This is a genomic window from Enterococcus sp. AMC1157, assembly GCF_058216555.1.
In genome coordinates this window covers 2,445,643-2,466,008 of record NZ_CM177099.1, presented here as the reverse complement: position 1 = coordinate 2,466,008, position 20,366 = coordinate 2,445,643, and the positions used below count along the sequence as shown (strand labels likewise).

The window sequence follows — 20,366 nt, the reverse complement described above, 5'->3', positions numbered from 1 at the left end:
TCCTTAGTCATTTCTAAGGGTCAGATGTTTTTAATTAATTTCATTTAATAACTTTTTTCTGGATTTTTAATTGAACGAACTCGCAAAACATTTTCAGTAGCTTCTAATTGATTTAGCACATTAGCAATTTTTGCCTCATCTTCTTCATTAATATCAACTAAGGTATAGGCATGATTACCACGCCCACGGTTAATCATATTATCAATGTTAATTCCTGCATTAGCAATCGTTGAAGAAATAACTCCCAACATATTGGGAATATTTCTGTTAATAATTGTTAAACGGTACGGAGAATAAAAGCTCATTTCAACAGTTGGAAAGTTTACAGAGCGTTTAATTTCTCCTGTTTCCAAGAATTTTTTTAAAGTACGGGCGGCCATCTTCGCACAATTAATTTCGGCTTCCTCTGTCGAAGCACCTAAATGTGGCAAGACAACAATTTTTTCATTATTCAATAAACGCTCGTCTGCAAAATCAGTCGTAAATCCTGCAAGATAACCGTCATTAATAGCTTTCAAAACTGCTTCATTATCAACAATCTCTCCACGAGAAAAATTGAATAATTTAGTTGTTGGTTTCATCATGGCTAATTCACGATCACTGATTAAATTTCTTGTTTGTTCCAATAACGGAACGTGAACGGTAATGAAATCACAAGTGGTGAAAATTTCAGAGATTTCCTTCGCTCGTTTGACACGACGAGAAATCGTCCAAGCAGTGTCCACTGATACATGAGGATCATAACCTAAAACTTCCATTCCTAAACGATAAGCATCGTTTGCAACCATTGCTCCAATAGAACCTAAACCAATTATCCCTAATTTTTTTCCTTCTAATTCTGTTCCAACAAATTGTTTTTTATGGGCTTCTACTTGTTCTTCTATATCATTACCACTTAAATTTTGAACCCACATCGCACCTTGCAAAATTGGACGAACACTCAATAGTAAGTTAGCTACTACCAACTCTTTCACGGCATTGGCATTTGCTCCCGGGGTGTTAAAAACCACAATCCCTTGTTCTGTACATTTATCAACTGGAATGTTATTGGTCCCTGCCCCTGCACGTGCGACACCTAAAACAGAAGCTGGAAAATCATAGTCATGTAACTTTTGGCTTCGCAACATAATACCAACTGGTTCTTTGCTTTGATTAATGGCATACTTTTCTTTTTCAAAACGATTCATTCCCTCAGGTGCAATCGCATTGAACGTTTTAATTTGAAACATTTATTTCGCTCCATTCTCTTCTTCAAATTTTTTCATAAAAGCGACCAAGGCTTCAACACCTTCTTTAGGAAAAGCATTATACAAACTAGCTCGCATGCCTCCTACTGAACGATGACCTTTTAAATTTTGAAAACCTTGTGCTAATGCTTCTTGATTAAATTTTTTATCTAAGTCCTCATTCCCAGTCATAAAAGGAATATTGGTAATCGAGCGGTCTTTTTCCGCCACTGGACTGATAAATAAAGATGAAGAATCAATCGTATCATATAAAAGTTGGGCTTTTTCTTGATCTAATTTTAAAATTTCCGGTACTCCACCTAGTTCTTTTAACCATTCAAAAACTAATTTAGCTATATAAATGCCATAGGTTGGTGGTGTGTTGTACAATGAATTATTTTTTGCTTGTACAGCAAAATCTAATATCGGTGAAAAAATCGGTTCGGTATTTAATAAATCTTCACGAATAATCACTACAGTCAAACCAGACGGACCAATATTTTTTTGTGCACCAGCATAGATTAAACCAAAATCTTCTACACGGTAATTATTTGCTAAAATATTAGATGACATATCTGCGACAATTGGGACGTCACCAGCATCAGGAATACTTTGATAAGTGATTCCGCCAATCGTTTCATTTGTAGTGATGTGTAGATAAGCAGCTTCTTGATCAATCATTTCTTTAGTAATTTCTGGAATATAGGTAAATTGTTGGTCTTCGCTTGAAGCAATCACTTCCACTTCAACACCTTCAATTGTTTTTGCAGCACTAATGGCTTTTTTTGCCCATGATCCTGTGTTGACATACAAGGCTTTTTTACCTACAGCTAAATTTAAGGGAATCATCGAAAATTGTAAACTTGCGCCTCCTTGAAGAAAAAGGACTTTATAATTTTCTGGAATCTCCATTAATTCTCTTAGTAGTTGTTCTGCATCTTTCATTATTTTGTCAAACAAGGAGGAACGATGACTCATTTCCATTACGGACATTTCACTACCTTGATAATTCACTAATTCTTTTTGAGCTTTTTCTAAAACTACTTTTGGCAACACGGCAGGACCAGCTGAAAAGTTATACACTGTCATACTTTCTTACACTCCTTTAATTTAATCCTTTTGACAAGTTGAATAGATGTTCACTATCTTGAAGATTTTAGTACATTTTCAAGATGTGATTTTCATTATAGCAGAACCATTTTAAATTAGAAAGATTTAATCCGTATGAATTCATAATTTTCTGAAAAATAGTTTGTTATTTACTTTCTCTCGAACAAAAACTTTCTTGTTTCAACATGGCTATTTTTGAAGATAAAAAAAGAAGAACCTAAGTCCTTCTTAAATTTATCAATATTCTAACTAACATTCACTGATGTTGCATTCATTCTTGAGTATATCTAAAAATAAATATCATCTCTTCTATAACCCTCTACTCTATATCTTTAATCCTCAAACCCTTTTCTCATGTCTATTATATTCAAATTTTTTTTCGATTGTTTATTCGAATCCAATATTTCGAGAAATTTCTGTGCCATATACTTTCCAATTTTTTCCCCAGCGGAAGGTGAAAAATGAATATGGTCACCCCCATCATATTGACTACTCAACTTTTGTTTATTCGCTTCATCACTTACAAATAAATCTAGATCAATATAACTCAACTGCTGACGTATCCATAAATTAACTTCTTGACGAATAGTTTCTTTGACTTCATTCCAAGCTTCTATCTCATTATTCAAAGCTCCTTGAAAAGGAGGAAGCGTTACTGGTATATACAAACTATTTCTAACTTGTGAAACTTGCATCAGTTGTTTTATACCGTCAATTAAATCCAACGCAGTAGGCAATCTACTTGCAGCTTCGTTAGTACCTGGGTGAAATAAGTCATTCACACCAATTAAAGAAACTATTATATCTGGTTGAGTTTGCAAAACATCTTTTTCAAAACGTCGAATTCCAGCACTCCCGAAACTAAATTTCCATTTCGAGATACTTTCCTCGCCAGAGCTCAATAATTTATTTCCAGAAATACCTGCATTTAATCCAATTACAGTAAAATTTTCACTATTTAAATAGTCGATAAAAGGATTGGCGAAATACGCATGGTTTGTTAAAGAATCACCAAAAAAAGAAATAGTAGTATAGAATTTTGGCGTAACTACTGCAACCGATTTAATACCAACAAGTAATTGAATATCACTGTTTAAAAATTCATGAGTAAATTCAGGAAAATACTCAATATTTAGACGAGTATCATTAAATAGATTAGCGGAACTTTTTAGGATATTATCTTTATTACTTAGTTTCAAGTATACATATAAAGGACTACCTTCTCTATTTTCTAGAAAAATATTGTCACTCCATAAATTAGTTCCAGATTGTATTTGGAACTTTTGCTTTTGATTAAAAGTAATAGCGGTAGCTGATGATTCATCATCACAATAGTTAACTTTCGCTGACATGACATTTAAAGGTTGATCATCAAACTCATTTCCAAATTCAAATTTGACTACTTCACCTGGAATAATATTTTGAAATATTAACTTAATTGTATAGGTATTAACAGGAAATGTTAATACTCCATAATCAGAAAAAGCTTGATTAAATGCCATTATAAATTTTTTCTTAATCAAACTGAAATTCCTTCCTCGTCCTTATATCCAAAAAGATAAGTTAGGACAAAAGCCAATATAAATGCTGTGAGATGAGTAATCCAGTAGTTTGTAAAATTGGCTGTAATCCCCTGCGTTGGATCAATAAATGAAGCAAATCCAACTAATCCTCCTGAGAATCCATAACTTAACAGACGTAAAGCACCTGCCAATCCCCCTGCAAAGAAATTTGCAATGGTTACCATATAGAAAACCTTCTTATATTTAACAAGCACTCCAAAAATAGCTGGTTCCCCAACACCACAAACTTGCGAAAGAGTAGCAGCGATGCTAATTTGTTTTAACTTTGTATTTCGTGTTTTCAAGGCAACTGCAAGAACACCACCAGCTATTCCTAACATCAAAACAGATGAGAACGCGTTCATCATGCTGTATCCTGTGACTGTTAAATCATTAACAATCAAGGTAATCAGAGGCCAATGCATGCCAAACATAACTAACAATGGGAAAAATGCCGCATACAATGCACCACCGATAATAGGACTGAATCCAAAACCTACTTCAATTCCGCTCGCAATTCCGCTTGCAATTAAAGTAATAATTGGTCCCACTACAGTCAAGACTAATACAGATAGAATCAAAACTTCTAAAATTGGAATCAACAAAGATTTGATAACCGCAGGAATTATTTTATTTAAAAACTTATCTAAATAACTTCCAATCCAGGCTGCTACAATGATTGGAAATACAGAATAAGTATAATTCGTAACTCCAAATGCTATACCGAATAAATGAATCATACCTGATTCACCATCTGCAATTGCAGTAATATTAGGATGAACCAGAAACCCAGCTACAGCCGCAATTACATAAGGATTAATATCAAAACGTTTTGCTGCTGCTATTCCAATAAGAACAGGTAAAAAGTGGAAAGCAGACCGTGCAGCCGTATCGACAAACAAATAAATATCAGAATCAGTCGAAATCCAACCAAATGTTGAAAGAGCTGTTAATAGTCCAATTATTATCCCACCACCTGCCAAGAGTCCAACAACTGGTTGAATTGAAGCTGTTAAGGTACCTATCAAGAGATTCAGATAATCAACAAAAGATTTTGGTTTTTCAGGCTGTTCGATTTTCACTTTCTCTTTATTTTCCAATTGTAATAAGTTTACAACTTCGGTAAACACTTCTCCGACTTGATTACCAATTACTACTTGTTGTTGCCCATTTCCTCTAATAAAAGAAAGTACTCCATCTAATTGTTCAATTTCTTTGGTATGAACAAGTTTTTCGTCATAAACATAAAATCTTAAGCGTGTAATACAATGCAAAACATTATCAATATTTTTTTCGCCACCTACTAATTTAATAATATCCTTGGCCAGTTTCTTTTTATCCATATTTTCTCCCTTATTCTTTGTTGATATTAAAGGATACCAATACGTGTTCATTAGGTACATAATGTGTAAATGTATGTTCAAAAATACGACCGTAATCATCATAAACAATATTGATGAACTCACCAATACAATTATATTTTTCTAAAGACAATAATTCGGTATCCATTTCATTAGCACCCAAAACCTTATTAAAAGTTCTTGATGCCGCGATTTTTATATGTTGTTTCTCCTTGAGATATTCATAAATTGAACCTGTAACGATAGTTTCATTCAATTCACCTACAATCTCTTTACTAAAATAAGCGCGGTCATACATAATTGCCTTTTCTTTTTTTAAACGAATACGAATGACTTCATAAACAGTCTCTCCTTCGTCAAATTCGATAATATTACTCAAAAATCGATCAACTAACACTTCTTTAAAACTATAGAGCTTTGTCTCAATTTTGTAATCATCTAAATTCTGAGAAAGCGTACTTAGCCCTTCGAAGTTGCTAATATTAAAGGCAACTATATTTTGTTCGATAGGTTTTAGGATAAAAACTCCCTTCCCTTTGGCACTATAAACAATGCCTTCTTCATTTAACAGTCGGGTTGCTTTTCGAATGGTATTACGAGTACATCCATAAATGTCGGCCAATTCATTTTCAGAAGGTAATCGTTGAGATTGTTGATACTTATTATTGAGAATATCATGCTTTATACTTAAATAGATATTTTCAAATTTAGTTTCTACCATCGGAAACGCCTCCCTGGAAAACGTTCTCTTGTTTTTGATTATACATACTCTTTTCCTCCAAGTCAACAACCTGTTTAAACAGGTTTGAAAATTATTTTTGAAAACTTAATATATAAAGGTTTCACACCTGAAATATAGTTTATATTTTTAGATTATCCATTAAAAAACTGACAAAATAAAAGCTAATCTATGAAACAAAAAAATCCTTTATACTGAAACTTGGAAAATTAAAACCAAGACCAATACAAAAGATTGTACTATAGATAATTATAATATATATTCAGCTTTTAATAAATGATTTTCAATATAGATTTAGAAGAAATATGCTTATTCTTATTTTTTAAACATAGTCAAAATTAAAGTTTTGAGTAACTCTAGTTATTTTCTTGCTTAGTTGAAATTTTATAAAATAGTCAAACTCATAGCACATTGATCGAAATAAAACTTCATTTCACATCAAAAAAAGCACAAGATTTTGATCTTGTGCTTCTGGTAAATTTATTCATTGTTTTGTTATTTGAGTAACATTCAACTTTCTTACAGTTGATCTTTAACCAAAGAGGTAAATGTTGCTTCATCGGCTTTGACTAGTTCTGCAACAAAATTTGTGTTTCTTACTTTTTCGATAATATGCTGCAACTGATCCAAATGTGTCACGATGTCTCGCATCATCAAAATAAAAATGACTTGTGCTTCGACAACCTTTTCTTTGTTGCTACCCATTTGGTAGAAATCTAGGGGTGTTTCATTTAATACACATAAGATGACATCGTCTTTAGCATAGGTCCCATCTGTATGAGGAATGGCTGAAGCTGGAATTGTAGGTAGTCCAGTTGGGAATTTTTCTTCCCTTTCTTTCAACGCTACTTCAATTTCAGCAGTTGCTAAATCATTCTCTACCAAAAATGCCGTAACTCCTTCAAAAAGTTCGTCTTTTGTTTGGAAATTTGTATGATACATAATCTCTTTTTTAACCATTGTCTTTATCGCTACACGTTTACGAAAGTAGCTTCCCCCTTCTTTTTTATTTCCTGTTGTAAACGTTAACATAACTTTAGCACACTTTTAGCTATTAGGAAATAGATAGATAAAAAATCCAGACAACATTTTCAGCCATCTGGATTTTAACACTTATTTTGCTAATTCAAACATGTGATCAATTAACGCTAAAACTTGACGAACTTCCTCATTTTTAACGATTGGTGTGGCTTCATTTCTAACCACATCAAAGAAGTTTGCATAAAATGAAGAATACTCTGCTTTTGCCTCTGGGAAACTTAGGCGTTCCATCGCCTCTTCAGAAGGTGGTGCCATAGTTTTCGTTAAACCAACACCTGCTTGGATTGGTTTTGGTGCAGAAACGTCCTCGGCATTAGTTGCACGAATCAGTTCCCCTGAAATATCCCAATCATCAATCCGGGCCGTTCCTTCATATCCTTTTACATACCAACGAGGTAAGCTAGTATAGTTACTTGTTCCGACTTCCACAAGAGCTTTTACATCATTTTCAAAGGTAATATAACTAATAAAACCATCATCGACTTGATCGCCTAAAACGTAACTGAAATCAACGACAACGTTTTTAATTGGGCTGTCTACCAACCAAAGAATTTGATCTAATAAATGAACGCCCCAGTCTAATAACATACCGCCTCCATGTTCGGGTAAATGACGCCAGTCGCCAGGAATTCCATTTGCGCCTTGAACACGAGATTCTAATTGGAAAATCTCACCAATTTGATTGTTTTGATATAAGTCACGCACCACCAGAAAATCAGGGTCCCAACGACGGTTTTGATGAACCATGAAGGTATTGCCTGTTTCTTTAGCCACCGCTAAAATTTCATCAAATTCTGCGACATTCATCGCCACTGGTTTTTCACAAATGACTTGTTTACCTGCTTGTAAGCCACGAATCGCTAACTCCTTATGGCTATCATTTGGTGTCGCAATTAAAATGGCTTCAATCGTTTCATCTGCCAAAACTGCTTCAAAACTATCATAGGCTTTTAATCCATTGCCTTGTGCTACTATTCGACGTTCTTCTAAAACATCATAGACACCGACAAGGTTAATTTTTTCTTTTTTGCTCGTCATTAAGGTATGTGCATGGTACGAACCCATTCCACCATAACCCACTATGACAAAATTAATTGCTGACATTCTGTATGCTCCTTTGTACTCCTTCGTTTTATGCCCACCACATATCAGTTGGTTGGTCTTTAATCATGATGCTCTTCAAGTTGGTAATCGCACGTGTTAATCCTTCATCAATTGACATGATTGGATCTTCATGCTCAATACTTAAGACATAATCGTAGCCATAAATGCGTAAAGCAGAAATAATATCTGACCACACTTGCAAGTCGTGTCCACAACCTACTGAACGGAAAGTCCACGCACGTGTTTTAACGTTGCCATATGGCTGCATGTCGGTTAAACCATGCATGTTGATATTGTCTTGATCTAAATACGTATCTTTTGCATGGAAATGATGGATTGCATTTTCTTTTCCTAAAATTTTGACTGCCGCAACTGGATCAATTCCTTGCCACCATAAATGACTTGGATCTAAGTTACAACCAATCGCTTTTCCTGCCGCATCACGTAAACGCAACATCGTATAAGGAGTATGGGCTAAGAAACCACCGTGTAACTCAATTCCGATTTTCACACCAGCAGCTTCTGCTTCGGTATTGATACCTTTCCAATAGGGGATTAATTTTTGATCCCATTGGTATTCGTAACTATCGTTGTACTCTGTTGGCCAAGGTAAAACAGGCCAGTTAACTTGCGTATCTGTCGCATTCCCACCAGCTACACCAGAGAAACCATTAACGACAGGTACATTCATTAAATTCGCTAATTTAATTGTTTTGCGTAATAATTCATCCGCTTCTTCTGCCACTTCTTTAATTGGAGAGATTGGATTATGATGGGCACTCAAAGCAGAAATTTCTAAGCCCTTATCGGATAATTTGCGTAAATACTCTTTTCTTTCATCGCTACTAGCCAATAATTTATCAATATCTAAATGGGCACTACCTGGAGAACCGCCTGTACCGATTTCTACTGTTTGCAAGCCTTTTTTAGCTACTTCTTCAATCATTTCATCAAAACTTAAGTTGTTAAATAACGGGGTAAATACGCCTAATTTCATAATTATTTCGCTCCTTCTCTTGCTTCATAGTGTCCATAAGTTGGATAAGTATTTTCGGTTGGTTCACACCAACGAATCGCATTTTTAATGACACGTTGAACTTTGTCATTGTAATAGCTCGGATAGGTTTCATGTCCAGGTTGGAAATAGAAAATTTTTCCATTACCACGACGGTAAGTACAACCACTTCGGAAGACTTCTCCTCCAGGGAACCAGCTAACAAAAACTAATTCATCCGGTGCTGGAATATCAAAGTGCTCGCCATACATTTCTTCTTGTTCTAATTCAAAATATTCGCCGATACCTTCCACAATCGGGTGACTTGGATTAACGTTCCAAATGCGGCAATGTTGGCCATCTTCACGCCATTTTAAATCACAAGATGTACCCATTAATTTCTTGAAGATTTTAGAAAAATGTCCTGAATGCAAAACAATCAATCCCATTCCTTCTAAAACTCGTTGGTGCACACGATCAACAATTTCATCTGAAACTTCGCCATGTGCCATATGTCCCCACCAAAGTAGGACATCGGTTTCTGACAATACTTCTTCTGTCAAACCATGTTCTGGTTCATCTAAAGTTGCCGTTCTTACTGTAAATTCTTCGCCGATAAAAGAAGCCAGTTGTGCATGAATCCCTTCTGGATAAACTTTAGCAACTTCCTCTTCTTTCTCATGACGAAACTCGTTCCAAACAGTTACTTGAGTCATTGATGGACCTCCTCTACAATTTTTTTTAATTTAGCTACATTGATTTTTGCTGCTTCCATTGGGCTGTATTTTTGGAAAGCTTCTTGTTCTACGACTAACCATGGCAAAGAAAGTTCCTTCGCAAATTCGACATAATCAGCTAAAGGTAAAACTCCTGAGCCAAGTTCTGTACTTTCCTCTGGTTCCATTTGCTTGTCTTTCATATGGAACAAACCAATAGTTGTTTTGTGTGCTTCAATCCATGCTTTGACATCCGCTCCAGCATGAGTCAGCCAATACAAATCAACTTCTAGTTTTAAGTCATCAACTTCTCGAGCCAATAAGTCTAAAATATCTGTATCTGGGATTTCTAGTAACTCATGAGAATGATTATGGTAATACAATGCCATTCCTCGAGCTGTAATTTCTTTAGATAGCACTTTCATTTGTTCGATAAATTCTTCCCATTCTGTCAAGGTTGAAAAACTAGCATAAGGAACAATTACTCGTTTGTTGCCGATTTTTTCTTCAAAATCTAAGGTAGCTTCTACATCCTCCCGCAAGTTGTCGTAAGGAACATGTGATCCGGCAATTTCTAAACCAAGCTCATCAATTAACGTCTTGACTTCTTCCGCTGATTTACCATAATAGCCTGCAAATTCTACACCGTCATAACCAAACGCTTTGACTTGACGCAAAGCATGTTCAAAGTCTTTTTTACATTCTTCTTGAATACTCCAAAGTTGCAATGCAATTTTCGGTTTCATTTGAATCCTCCTATTGTTGTTAAATTCGTTAGTAAACAGTGTGACTCCTATCGATTACTTGACACTATCCATAGGAGCTAACAACTGTCACTTATCAAATTTTATAAAAAGACAGGTTCGCCTGTTTCAGAAGATTTGTAGATAGCTTCTAAAATTTCAGTAACAACTAAAGCTTCTTCAGGTTTTACAACTGGTTGGGTATCATTGATAATTGCATCAATCCAAGAACGTGCTTCAATATCTGCTGGATCAGAACCTTCTCCATCATAAAAATCGACTCCGCCAGTTTCTAATTCAATTTTATTTTCGTATAATAAACCACGATTTTCACCGTTGATTGTCAGACCATCATTCATGTCTGCTCCACCTTTAGTACCCATTAACGTTGTTTTTGCTTCTTTGACATCTAAGCTATTTAATGCCCAGCTTGCTTCTAAATAGATAGTCGCTCCATTTTCCATTACCACAAAACCAAAGGCAGAATCTTCTACAGTAAATTTATCTGGATCCCATGGTCCCCAAGCATTTGCTGCATTTTTTGTTCCAGAAAGTTTATGGTAGGCTTGTCCTACAACATATTTTGGTTTGTAGTTGTTCATCATCCATAAAGTTAAATCTAGGGCATGCGTACCAATATCAATTAATGGACCGCCACCTTGAGCTTCTTCATCTAAGAATACACCCCATGTCGGAACAGCACGACGACGAATAGCATGAGCTTTCGCTGAATAGATTTCTCCTAATTCATCTTCTTCACAGGCCGCATGTAAATAAGTTGAGTCTGTACGGAAACGGTTTTGATAACCAATCGTTAGTTTTTTACCCGTACGTTCAGCAGCTTCAATCATCGCGCGAGCTTCTTCTGATGTTTTAGCCATTGGTTTTTCACACATTACGTGACTACCTGCTTCTAAAGCAGCAATCGATAATTCTGCATGAGAAGAGTTTGGAGTACAAACGTGAACTGCATCGTAGCTACCTTCAGCTAACATTTCTTTATAGTCTGTATAAACTTTGGCATCTTCTGTTCCAAATTTTTCACGAGCTTTTTCTGCACGTTCGATAATAATATCGCAAAATGCTACTACTTCCACTTCTTCTACTTTTGATAAGGATGGTAAATGTTTGGCTGTTCCAATTCCTCCACAACCGATAATCGCAACTTTGACTGACATACTTAATTCCTCCTAGATATTAGGTTTTATTTTTTACGTTTTATTGAAAACGTTTTATTTTTCTACAAGATTATTATAACGAATTCCATTAATGGATTCTTCCTACATTTCATCTAAAAAGTTCCCAGATATTGCGCTAAAATTTTCTAATTTAAGTTAAAAAGCTCAAAAGAACTGCTATCTCTCCAAATTTGGCTAAAAAAAACAAGACTTCCTTTCTACTAAAAAAGTTCATCTTGTTTAAGAATTTCTTTACGATAGGCTGTTGGTGTCTGTCCCATCCTTTTTTTAAAGACACGCGAAAAATAATTTACATCATAAATCCCCACAGCTTCAGCAATTTCTTTAATCGTCCGATTTTCTCTTAAATAACGTAACGTTTGGACCATCCGATAATTGTTCAAGTAATTAATTGGCGTTTGCTGATACTCTTTTTCAAAAGCCCGAATCAATTTGTATTTGGATAGATGAAAAGTTGCTGCTAAATCATCCAAAGAAACACTATCTTTATAGTGAGTTTCTAGATAGTCTTTGATGGATGACATCAAACTTGGCTTGCTTTCTAGTTCTGCTTTAATTGTCAAAAACAAATTATAGGCACAGCGAGAGTTTTCATATATCTCAGCTGGGTTGTCAGTTAATTGATGTAACTGATACAACATCTGATCTACATATTCCTTTGAAAAACTACCAATTTGCAACGGAACATTCAACCATTGAAAAAACTCTTTGGAGAATTCAATATAAAAGAAATTCCATTCTTCTTCCCCACGATAATAACTAAAGCTATTCGGCAACTCCGCTAAAAAAAAGCTACCTGCACCTAATTCATAAATTTTATTTTCTGTTGCTAAATAACCGGTACCACTAATGGTATATTGAAAAACCAATAAAGAATCTTGGCGTTTTTTGGCATCCCAATAATATTCCTGTGGAGAATAATCCACTCCAAAGCCACGTAGATAGGGCAAACGTTCTGAGGAAGTAAGCTGAAATTGATGGGCGAAAGCACGATGCAATTTTGTGCTAGTTTCTTCAATTATTTCGTCTTGTTTCATTCCCTCTCCTCCTCTATGCTTATAGTATAACTAAAAATAAAATAAAAGGAGAGTCCAAATGTCTATTTATTTTGACGAAAACATGCAGTGCTTTCATTTAAGCAATCAACAAATCAGTTACATTATTGGAATCGAAAGGGGACGTTATCTTGTTCACCGTTATTGGGGGAAAAAATTACCATCCTACGCTGGGAGCAATCAATTAAACTTTAAAGATTGGGGATTTGCATCAAATCCATTCCCTGAAGACCGCAGATTCTCACTCAATGGTCTCCCTTTTGAAACGAGCACCCAAGGGACGGGAGATCACCGCGTTGCCAATTACCAAATACGTTCTCCCAAAGGACATACGGTGACTAATTTCTATTACGATTCGTACCGCGTATATGAAGGAAAAGAAGCCATCCCGGGCCTACCTAGTTTAAGAGATACGGCAAAAGTGACCACATTAGAGATACTTTTAAAAGATGCTGTTCAACAATTGGAAATGCGCTTAATTTATCATTTATTTGAAGACTATCCGATTATTACTCGCCGAGTGATTTATGCGAATTCGGGTGAAGAGTCAGTTATCTTGGAAAATGCTGGATCGATGTCGATTGATATTGCTCAAGATAATTTCGAAATGATTTCTTTAGATGGGGCACATACCAACGAAGCAAATCTCACACGCCAACCGATTCGTTCGGGTATCCAACGTTTGGAAAGCACACGTGGATCAAGTAGCCCACAACATCAACCATTCTTGGCATTGGTTGACCCTTATACTTCTGAATTCCAGGGAGAAGTATTCGCTTTTCATTTCGTCTATAGCGGGAATTTTGTAGCTCAAGTTGAAGTAGAACAATACAAAACAACGCGAGTACAGATGGGGATTCACCCTGACCATTTTGAATGGCACTTAGAGCCAAACGAACAATTCCATACACCTGAAGTAGTATTAAACTATTCAGACCAAGGATTAAATGGCATGTCGCAAAGCTTCCATCAAATCTATCAAGAACACCTTGCACCAACGTATTGGCAAGACAAAGAGCGTCCCATTCTTTTAAATGAATGGGAAGCCAATTATTTTGACTTTACCGAGGAAAAACTAATTCAACAAGCAGAAAAAGCAGCCGAACTTGGGGTTGAATTATTTGTGCTAGATGATGGTTGGTTTGGTGAACGTAATTCTGATGATCGCTCATTAGGAGATTGGGTCGTAAATCAAGAAAAATTACCAAATGGGATTGCTGGTTTAGCAGGTAAAGTCCATGAATTAGGGATGAAATTCGGTTTGTGGTTTGAACCAGAAATGATTTCCAGATATAGCCAACTATTTGAGAAACATCCAGAATGGGCGATTCAAGTCCCTGACTATCCAATGACGGAAAGCCGTCAACAATATGTCCTCGACTTAAGCCAGCCAGCCGTACAAGATTATTTAATTGAAGTCTTTACAGAATATTTATCAACTGGTGCGATTGATTATATCAAATGGGACATGAACCGCCATTTGACGGAAGTTGGCAGCATACTTTGGCCAGCGGATAAACAAAAAGAAGTTAGCCATCGCTATGTTCTAGGTCTTTATCGAGTCTTAGATTACTTAAACGAACACTTTCCTGAATGTCTCCTTGAAAATTGTTCAAGTGGGGGCGGACGTTTCGATCCTGGTATGATGTATTACATGCCACAAACATGGACCAGCGATAATTCCGATGCACTATGCCGCAGCGTCATCCAATATGGGTATAGCTACTTGTATCCACCAATTATGATGGGTGCGCATGTTTCCGTCACACCAAACCATCAAGTTGGGCGAATCACTCCGTTGGAAACTCGCGGTTGGTTAGCGATGAGCGGGAATTTTGGCTATGAATTAGATTTACAAGTCTTGTCCGAAGAAGAACAACAAATCGTGCAAGAACAAATCAAATTCTATCAAGCACACCGCCAATTGTTCCAATTCGGACAATTTTATCGTCTACAAGCACCTAATGCTCATTTCGCTAGTGCCTGGTTATTCACCAACGAAGAGGAAGCTATTGCCATTTACTTCCAGGGCTTATCTAGACCGGCGATGCCAATCAGCTATTTGAAAATGCGCTATCTTGATGCCGAAGCAATCTATCAAGAGGTAGACACACAACAACAATTTTCTGGCACAGAATTAAATCAAGCCGGAATCTTGATTCCTCGAGTAAGAGAAGACTTTTATACGAGTGTCTTCCATTGGATAAAAGTGAATAATAAATAAACAAGATTTCCAACCTCCGAAAATTTTTCTTTCGGAGGTTCTTTTATGTATTGCAAATGACAAAAATGAACCTCCAGTCGAGACTGAAGGTTCAAATTCTATCTATTCGGTAATTTCTAAAATCTCTTCTCCGTGATTCACAGCGCTTTGTCCTACAGCAGCTACGCCACCATAATTTGCGGTATTCGTAACAATAACCATTACTGTATCGTCATAACCTGCTTTTTTTATCGCTGCCCGATCAAAGGTTCCTAATAGGTCGCCTTTTTTCACGGTATCGCCATTTTGTTTAGCAGTTGTAAAATGTTCACCTGCTAAGTTCACTGTATCAATCCCAATATGAATCAAGATTTCTGCACCATCAGCTGATTCAATGCCATATGCATGTTTGGTATCATAAACGACCGTTAAAGTGCCATCCACAGGTGCATAAACTTCATCACTTTCAGGAACAATCGCGATTCCTTTGCCCATCATTTCGCTCGAAAATACAGGATCATTGACAGTTGATAAAGCAACAGTTTGTCCTTTGACAGGTGCACTAATTTTTTCTACGACGTTTGCAGTAGATTCTGAAGCAGGAGTAACTGGAACTTCAGGGGTTGTATTAACTACTGTTTGTTCAGCTACTTTCTTTTTACCCACAATAAACGTTAACACAAAAGCAACCACAAAACTAATCACTGCACTAATCAAGAAACCTGGAATTGAGTCGACAGCAATTGAAATAAAACCAATAATCCCTGCTGGTCCCATAGAAACTGCTAAAACATGAAGCAAACCAATAAAGATACTTGAAATACCCGCACCAATCATCGCACAAACAAAAGGATATTTTAATTTCAAGTTAATCCCAAAGATCGCTGGTTCTGTAATTCCTAACATCGCAGAGATCCCTGCAGAAGAAGCTAAACTCTTTTGTTTTTCATCTTTTGTCAAAACAAAAATCGCAAAGGTCGCTGCTCCTTGAGCAATGTTCGCCATTGCAGCGATTGGGAAAATAAATGAGCCTCCAGTTCTTGCTACATCGGCCAGCAAGGTAGTTTCAATTGCTGGGAAGCTTTGGTGTAACCCAGTAATAACAATTGATGAATAGAATGTTCCGAACAAGCCTAATCCAGCCGCTCCAGTTGTGTTGTACAACCAAACTAAACCATTCGTTAAACCGTCAGATACCGTACGCATCACAGGACCTACAATCGTAAAGGTCAAGAATCCAGTAATAATCACTGCCAACATTGGCGTGAAAGTAAAGTCAAATACTTTCGGAATGCGTTTATGGAAGAAGTTTTCCAAGTTCGCCAAAATATAAGCAACGGCTATAACAGGTAAAACAGAACCTTGATAACCAGCTTGAGCTACTTGCAAACCAAAAATGTTCCAGTAAGGCATGGTACCTTCCGCAATAGCATTGGCTACTCCATAACCGTTTACAAGATCTGGCATAACCATTGCCATCGCCATCGCTGCTCCTAGATAACCATTTCCACCAAAACGTTTAGTTGCCGAAAATCCAACTAAAACTGGTAAAAAAGCAAACGGTGCAGCAGCTAATAAATTAATAATACTTGCTAAATCATTGATTGCTGGAAACATTTCAACAACAGATTGTGCCCCAAACAAACCTGGAGACGTTAAGACATTGTTGATCGCCATCAATAAACCACCAGCAACTAAAGCTGGAATTAATGGTACAAAGATATCAGATAATATTTTAACCAATGCCATTACTGGATTTGGTTTTTTCCCATCGGCAGCAATTTCTTTCAAATCATCTGTTGATGCTTCTTTGACTCCTGTTGCTTGAACAATTTCTGCGTAGACTTTATTTACATCTCCTGGTCCAATGATGATTTGATACTGACCGTTAGTTTCAAAAGTCCCCTTCACATCATCATTAGTATCCAATGCAGCTTGATCAATCTTACTTGAATCTTTCAAAACTAAACGCAGGCGTGTCGCACAATGGGCAGCAGCAACCAGATTGTCTTCTCCGACAGCAGCAATAACTTCTAACGCAACTTTTTTGTGATCCATTTTATTTCCCCCTCGAATGTAATCGCTTTTTCTGATTCTCATTATAACGTATTCAAACAAATTGTCAAACGTTTATCAAAATTATTTTTCGGTTTCTATAAATACGCATTCAATATTGATTTATCAACCTTATTAAAATTGTTATACGTTTGACATAATATGAAAATTACGCTATCTTTAGTAGTAAGAATACACTTACAAAAGGGGTTTATATTATGCTTAAATGGACAACAGAAATGCGCTATCGTCCCTACGAAAAATGGGATTCAGCCTATCTACAAAAACTAATGACAACTAAACAGAATTCAATTTGGCACATGAATTATCATATTCAACCAACTTCAGGATTATTAAATGATCCCAATGGTTTTTCTTACTTTAATGGTCGTTGGCACTTGTTTTATCAATTTTATCCCTTTGGCCCAGTTCACGGTTTAAAATCATGGTATCACCTGTCTTCAACTAATTTACTTGATTGGGAAGAACACGGTTATGGACTTTTACCAGATACCCCTTTCGACAGTCACGGTGTTTATTCTGGGACAGCACTACCTATTGTTGATAAGTTGTTATTAGCTTATACAGGAAATGTTCGTGATAAAAATGGTGAACGTGCTTCCTATCAAATGGGTGCTTGGATGGATACCGACCAGCAGATCGAAAAAATCGACACACCTTTAATTCCGACACCACCTAAAGGATACACCCATCATTTTCGTGATCCACAGGTGATTCCTTACGATAATGGCTATCTATTATTTATCGGCGCACAAACAGAACAAGAAACTGGCGAAGTGTTGGTTTATCAAAGTGAAAACTTGACAGATTGGTCCTTATTAGGTCCTTTAGATTTCACAAAAGATGCTATGGGCTACATGATTGAATGTCCAAATATGTTATTTATTGATGAACAACCTGTCTTAATCTTTTGCCCTCAAGGAATGGAAAAGTCGGTTACTCCTTATGATAATATTTATCCAAATATGGTCGTTGTTGGTGAAGCATTTGATTCTGAAATACAAACTATTGTTCAACCTAAAGCCTTGCAAAATTTAGATCATGGTTTTGATCTTTATGCCACGCAAGCTTTCAAGGCACCCGATGGACGAGTATTAAGTATTGGTTGGGCAGGTTTACCAGAAATAGCTTATCCAACAGATACAGAAGATTGGGCTCATTGCTTAACTTTAGTCAGAGAGTTGAGCCTAAAAGAAGGGCACCTATATCAAAAACCTACTGGTGAACATATAGACTTACGCCAAAAAGAACAGCAATTTAAAGGGAACATCCAAGAATTACAAACTCTTGTTGATAATCCTCAACAGAATTCTTATGAACTTGAACTAACAATTACAAAAAATAGTCAAGGAACCTTGCACTTATTCGCAGATGCTGAAAATAAACATAGCTTAGCGCTTCATTTTGATACAAAACATGGTAAGATTACTTTAGATCGTTCCCAAGTTAGCTTACCTTTCGCCGAAGAATTTGGTAGCACACGTTCTATTTCTTTAGAAAAAGAAACTACGCTGAAATTACAAATTTTTGTCGACCAATCAATCTGCGAAATTTTCGTGAATGATGGACATTCCGTGTTTACATCACGAGTATTTCCAAAAATAGAAGAAACACAACTCTTCATTGAAGGAAATCAAGGAAGCTATGAAGGACATTATTGGGAGCTAAGGTCTACCTCACAAAATTAAGGAGTAGAATGATGGCGATTAAACTCACAGATGTAGCAAAAAAAGCTGGCGTCTCCCCAACTACTGTCTCAAGAGTAATCAATAATTATGGTTCACTCAGTCAGAAAACAATCGATAAAGTTCATGCAGCGATGAAGGAGCTAAATTATCAACCTAATTCTCTGGCTCGATCTCTACAAGGAAAAAATACTCAGCTAATTGGCTTAATTTTTCCCTCGGTTGCTAATCCATTTTTTGGCGAATTAGTCGAAAAATTGGAAAGAAAATTTTTTGAACGAGGTTATAAATCGATTTTATGTAATAGTGCTAACAACAAAGAAAAAGAACGAAACTATTTAAATATGTTGGCTGCTAATAAAGTCGACGGGATTGTGGCAGGTGCGCATAATCTGGGGATTCAAGAATATGAAGAACTTAATTTACCCATCGTTTCTTTTGACCGATCTTTAGCTGAGCGTATTCCCATTGTCGGCAGTGACAATTACCAAGGTGGTTATCTAGCGACAGAGCATCTCTATCAACAAGGTGCTAGAAAAATTGGCATTATTACCGGAAGTAATGCTTCTGATTCACCAACAAATGACCGTTTAAATGGGTATCTCGATTTTTTAAAAGAACATCAATTAGAGTACAGAGTCTTTCATTTTGAAGCCTTTGAAAATACTTCTGTTTTAAAAAACATGAAAATAAAGCAAATCTTAGCAGAACCAATCGATGGGTTATTTTGTACAGATGATTTGACCGCATTATTGGTTAAGAATAATAGCATGGAGATGAACCTTGCTATTCCTGCTGATTTTAAATTAATTGGTTATGATGGAACACAATTTATTCAAAATCATTACCCACAACTATCGACCGTGGTCCAACCGATTGAAGAATTAGCTGAATTACTAGTTAATCTTTTGATTCAACGTATTACCCATCCAGACAAATCCGTCGCACCTAGCTACAAACTACCCGTTCGCGTCCTTCAAGGACAAACTAGCTAAATTTCAATTTTAATCAAAAAAAACAACGAGTTTCTTAAAAAGTATCCTTACTTTCTAAAAAATTCGTTGTTTTTGATTTTAACTCAAACTTGGATAAAGAAAACTTCCGATTCAACTGTCCAAAAAAGTCTTTCATTGCAGCGAGACCGCTCTGAGTTTCTTCGGAGTCTCAAAGCTTTCGGCATTCAAACACCGTGTAAAAAGTAGAAAAACACTACTTCTAACACGGTATAATTCATCCTCATCTTTAGTAGCTGCGATGAGTACTTTTTCTCCCAGCTGAATCTCCAGTTTTTATCATAATTGCTTAATCCTACCAAATAATACAATCTTTTTGTCAGAAAGAAATTTTTGTAGAAACTGGAAGAACACAGCGGAAAAAAGTTCCTTGTCGTGTGTTAAAAGAGCTGAATGAATTACTTTGAGTTAGTGTGAAAACACTTTACTCAAAGTTTGAACGTCAGCAGCCGAAGAGACTCTGAAAAGAGGCTCTTGGCGGTCTCACACAACAAGGAAACTTTTGGAGTTTTTTTCTAGAAGATTCAATTTATATTAAT

The 20,366-nt window shown here is 36.2% G+C and carries 16 protein-coding genes; 3 read left to right on the top strand and 13 right to left on the bottom strand.

All coding sequences use genetic code 11. From position 1 onward, the window contains the following. Positions 1 to 44: 44 nt before the first annotated feature. The 12 genes from AC4BBX_RS12030 to AC4BBX_RS11975 form a co-directional block, all read right to left on the bottom strand. Positions 45 to 1,229 carry a 3-phosphoglycerate dehydrogenase family protein gene (locus AC4BBX_RS12030; protein WP_490454063.1) on the bottom strand — a complete coding sequence of 395 codons (1,185 nt, stop codon included), beginning with the start codon at positions 1,227 to 1,229 and terminating at the stop codon, positions 45 to 47. After that, positions 1,230 to 2,315 (bottom strand): 3-phosphoserine/phosphohydroxythreonine transaminase, encoded by a 1,086-nt coding sequence (serC, locus tag AC4BBX_RS12025; RefSeq protein WP_490454062.1) that lies wholly within the window; start codon positions 2,313 to 2,315, stop codon positions 1,230 to 1,232. Between the two features lie 353 nt (positions 2,316 to 2,668). Further along, entirely contained in the window at positions 2,669 to 3,859 is a 1,191-nt protein-coding gene (locus AC4BBX_RS12020; protein WP_490454061.1) for an SGNH/GDSL hydrolase family protein, read from the bottom strand. Further along, a complete protein-coding gene (locus AC4BBX_RS12015; RefSeq protein ID WP_490454060.1) occupies positions 3,856 to 5,241 on the bottom strand; it encodes a PTS transporter subunit EIIC in 1,386 nt (461 codons plus the stop codon). The genes AC4BBX_RS12020 and AC4BBX_RS12015 overlap by 4 nt, the downstream gene beginning before the upstream one ends. A 10-nt stretch (positions 5,242 to 5,251) precedes the next feature. Next, positions 5,252 to 5,980 carry a GntR family transcriptional regulator gene (locus AC4BBX_RS12010; protein ID WP_490454059.1) on the bottom strand — a complete coding sequence of 243 codons (729 nt, stop codon included), beginning with the start codon at positions 5,978 to 5,980 and terminating at the stop codon, positions 5,252 to 5,254. 537 nt (positions 5,981 to 6,517) lie between these two features. Then, a complete protein-coding gene (locus AC4BBX_RS12005) occupies positions 6,518 to 7,030 on the bottom strand; it encodes a PTS sugar transporter subunit IIA (protein ID WP_490454058.1) in 513 nt (170 codons plus the stop codon). 81 nt (positions 7,031 to 7,111) lie between these two features. Continuing rightward, positions 7,112 to 8,143 carry a Gfo/Idh/MocA family protein gene (locus AC4BBX_RS12000; RefSeq protein ID WP_490454057.1) on the bottom strand — a complete coding sequence of 344 codons (1,032 nt, stop codon included), beginning with the start codon at positions 8,141 to 8,143 and terminating at the stop codon, positions 7,112 to 7,114. Positions 8,144 to 8,171: 28 nt separating this feature from the next. Then, positions 8,172 to 9,140: a sugar phosphate isomerase/epimerase family protein gene (locus tag AC4BBX_RS11995; protein ID WP_490454056.1), complete on the bottom strand. Its 969-nt coding sequence runs from the start codon at positions 9,138 to 9,140 to the stop codon at positions 8,172 to 8,174. 2 nt (positions 9,141 to 9,142) lie between these two features. After that, positions 9,143 to 9,853, bottom strand: coding sequence for a ThuA domain-containing protein (locus AC4BBX_RS11990; protein WP_490454055.1), 711 nt, complete (start codon positions 9,851 to 9,853; stop codon positions 9,143 to 9,145). Then, positions 9,850 to 10,599, bottom strand: coding sequence for a sugar phosphate isomerase/epimerase family protein (locus AC4BBX_RS11985; protein ID WP_490454054.1), 750 nt, complete (start codon positions 10,597 to 10,599; stop codon positions 9,850 to 9,852). The genes AC4BBX_RS11990 and AC4BBX_RS11985 overlap by 4 nt, the downstream gene beginning before the upstream one ends. A 101-nt stretch (positions 10,600 to 10,700) precedes the next feature. Continuing rightward, positions 10,701 to 11,774 (bottom strand): Gfo/Idh/MocA family protein, encoded by a 1,074-nt coding sequence (locus AC4BBX_RS11980; protein WP_490454053.1) that lies wholly within the window; start codon positions 11,772 to 11,774, stop codon positions 10,701 to 10,703. Between the two features lie 221 nt (positions 11,775 to 11,995). Beyond that, positions 11,996 to 12,832 carry an AraC family transcriptional regulator gene (locus AC4BBX_RS11975; RefSeq protein WP_490454052.1) on the bottom strand — a complete coding sequence of 279 codons (837 nt, stop codon included), beginning with the start codon at positions 12,830 to 12,832 and terminating at the stop codon, positions 11,996 to 11,998. 58 nt (positions 12,833 to 12,890) lie between these two features. On the opposite strand from AC4BBX_RS11975, the gene AC4BBX_RS11970 reads away from it, so the two are divergent. Then, on the top strand, positions 12,891 to 15,074 hold the full coding sequence (locus AC4BBX_RS11970; protein WP_490454051.1) for an alpha-galactosidase: 2,184 nt from the start codon (positions 12,891 to 12,893) through the stop codon (positions 15,072 to 15,074). Positions 15,075 to 15,176: 102 nt separating this feature from the next. Here AC4BBX_RS11970 and AC4BBX_RS11965 read toward each other — a convergent pair whose 3' ends face one another. After that, the gene (locus AC4BBX_RS11965; protein ID WP_490454050.1) at positions 15,177 to 17,111 is read right to left on the bottom strand and encodes a sucrose-specific PTS transporter subunit IIBC; all 1,935 of its coding nucleotides are present in this window, start codon (positions 17,109 to 17,111) and stop codon (positions 15,177 to 15,179) included. A 215-nt stretch (positions 17,112 to 17,326) separates the two neighbouring features. Here AC4BBX_RS11965 and AC4BBX_RS11960 point away from each other — a divergent pair, with 215 nt between their 5' ends. Together AC4BBX_RS11960 and AC4BBX_RS11955 are read left to right on the top strand one after the other, a co-directional pair. Beyond that, on the top strand, positions 17,327 to 18,817 hold the full coding sequence (locus tag AC4BBX_RS11960) for a sucrose-6-phosphate hydrolase (protein WP_490454049.1): 1,491 nt from the start codon (positions 17,327 to 17,329) through the stop codon (positions 18,815 to 18,817). An 11-nt stretch (positions 18,818 to 18,828) separates the two neighbouring features. Continuing rightward, positions 18,829 to 19,809, top strand: coding sequence for a LacI family DNA-binding transcriptional regulator (locus tag AC4BBX_RS11955; protein WP_490455811.1), 981 nt, complete (start codon positions 18,829 to 18,831; stop codon positions 19,807 to 19,809). Positions 19,810 to 20,366: the final 557 nt, after the last annotated feature.

What these genes read in the sequence shown, in the direction of transcription:
- AC4BBX_RS11965 (WP_490454050.1), bottom strand. Translation starts at nt 17,111, where the DNA reads ATGGATCACAAAAAAGTTGCGTTAGAAGTTATTGCTGCTGTCGGAGAA.
- AC4BBX_RS12030 (WP_490454063.1), bottom strand. Translation starts at nt 1,229, where the DNA reads ATGTTTCAAATTAAAACGTTCAATGCGATTGCACCTGAGGGAATGAAT.
- AC4BBX_RS11955 (WP_490455811.1), top strand. Translation starts at nt 18,829, where the DNA reads ATGGCGATTAAACTCACAGATGTAGCAAAAAAAGCTGGCGTCTCCCCA.
- serC (WP_490454062.1), bottom strand. Translation starts at nt 2,315, where the DNA reads ATGACAGTGTATAACTTTTCAGCTGGTCCTGCCGTGTTGCCAAAAGTA.
- AC4BBX_RS11980 (WP_490454053.1), bottom strand. Translation starts at nt 11,774, where the DNA reads ATGTCAGTCAAAGTTGCGATTATCGGTTGTGGAGGAATTGGAACAGCC.
- AC4BBX_RS12010 (WP_490454059.1), bottom strand. Translation starts at nt 5,980, where the DNA reads ATGGTAGAAACTAAATTTGAAAATATCTATTTAAGTATAAAGCATGAT.
- AC4BBX_RS12000 (WP_490454057.1), bottom strand. Translation starts at nt 8,143, where the DNA reads ATGTCAGCAATTAATTTTGTCATAGTGGGTTATGGTGGAATGGGTTCG.
- AC4BBX_RS11990 (WP_490454055.1), bottom strand. Translation starts at nt 9,853, where the DNA reads ATGACTCAAGTAACTGTTTGGAACGAGTTTCGTCATGAGAAAGAAGAG.
- AC4BBX_RS12005 (WP_490454058.1), bottom strand. Translation starts at nt 7,030, where the DNA reads ATGTTAACGTTTACAACAGGAAATAAAAAAGAAGGGGGAAGCTACTTT.
- AC4BBX_RS11975 (WP_490454052.1), bottom strand. Translation starts at nt 12,832, where the DNA reads ATGAAACAAGACGAAATAATTGAAGAAACTAGCACAAAATTGCATCGT.
- AC4BBX_RS12015 (WP_490454060.1), bottom strand. Translation starts at nt 5,241, where the DNA reads ATGGATAAAAAGAAACTGGCCAAGGATATTATTAAATTAGTAGGTGGC.
- AC4BBX_RS11985 (WP_490454054.1), bottom strand. Translation starts at nt 10,599, where the DNA reads ATGAAACCGAAAATTGCATTGCAACTTTGGAGTATTCAAGAAGAATGT.
- AC4BBX_RS11995 (WP_490454056.1), bottom strand. Translation starts at nt 9,140, where the DNA reads ATGAAATTAGGCGTATTTACCCCGTTATTTAACAACTTAAGTTTTGAT.
- AC4BBX_RS11960 (WP_490454049.1), top strand. Translation starts at nt 17,327, where the DNA reads ATGCTTAAATGGACAACAGAAATGCGCTATCGTCCCTACGAAAAATGG.
- AC4BBX_RS11970 (WP_490454051.1), top strand. Translation starts at nt 12,891, where the DNA reads ATGTCTATTTATTTTGACGAAAACATGCAGTGCTTTCATTTAAGCAAT.